The organism is Pseudomonas sp. G5(2012), from assembly GCF_000408945.1.
Classification (GTDB): Bacteria; Pseudomonadota; Gammaproteobacteria; order Pseudomonadales; family Pseudomonadaceae; genus Aquipseudomonas; species Aquipseudomonas umsongensis.
Genome location: NZ_APIO01000160.1, coordinates 1 through 1,096 on the forward strand (window position 1 = coordinate 1; position 1,096 = coordinate 1,096).

The window sequence follows — 1,096 nt, forward strand, 5'->3', positions numbered from 1 at the left end:
TTCGCTGCCTGCTCCCCTTTCGTTACAAGGAACGTACACGCCATGGCAACGCTGCTCGACTGGATTTTTGGCCGTCACTACGATTCAAGCACCCCCAGGGTCTGGCCAACCCCTGCCACCCAACCCACTTCGCCAGCGACGACTCCCGAAGCCGAACGCTTGCCGCCGCTGAAAAACTGGTGCCACCCGTTCAAGGACGCGCGCGACCCGCTGCAGCAACTGACCCACCTGGCCAGCGCCACCGCCGGTTACTACCCTCTTGGCCGTAATGGCCTGTGGCACGGCGGTGTGCATTTCGACAGCGGTACCGCCAGTTCCCTGGATCAATCCAGCGTGCACTGCCTAGCCGACGGCGAAGTGGTGGCTTACCGCATCGATACGTATTCGCCGAAAACGACCTACTTCGTCAATGAAGAAGTTGAAAAACCCTTCTCGCGCAACTTCGTGCTGGTCCGTCATCACCTGCAGCCGCCGAAGCTTGAGGGCAGCACCGATCAGCCGCCGAGCCTGATCTTCTACAGCCTGTACTTGCACCTGCAGGATTGGGTGAAGTATGACGACGATCCGAACCTGGAACGGCCGGGATTCTGGCGCGAAGTGTACCGGGTCAAGGCCACGGCGAACGAGCCCCATCCTGACGATCCCGAACAACGCGGCGTGTACGTTTACTACCGCCCCCGGTCCGACAAGGTCGCTGACTTCTTGCCCTGCGGCGCCGAGCTGAGCATCAGCGGCGACGGCGAGTACCGACGTCTGGAAAACCGCCTGGGCCCGGCCAGCCTGAGCAATGCCGATGGATCGCTGCGCGGTTACCTCGCATCTCAGTTCCTGCAGTCGGTGGTGAACGGTCAGCATCGCGTCGAAACGGCTAGAGGGGCCCTCAAGGTGCGACCGCAAGCCAACCTGCACAACGAGGCAATCAGCGAATTGCCCAAAGACACGCTCGTCACTGTCAGCGGTGGAGGCGAATTTCGCAAGCTGGAACGGGTCACGCAGTGGGTACGGTTCGCGGCGCTGCAACGCGTGCTGGAACCGCTGGCGACGGACCGGATCGTGGTCCTCGATACACCCGTCGCGATCAAGGCAGGCGACTTGA

Annotated in this window: 1 pseudogene; it reads left to right on the forward strand. The window is 62.0% G+C overall.

Annotated elements, in window-relative coordinates:
* Window positions 1-42 precede the first annotated feature (42 nt).
* Window positions 43-1,096, forward strand: a pseudogene (locus PG5_RS31020) (hypothetical protein); the annotation flags it as partial.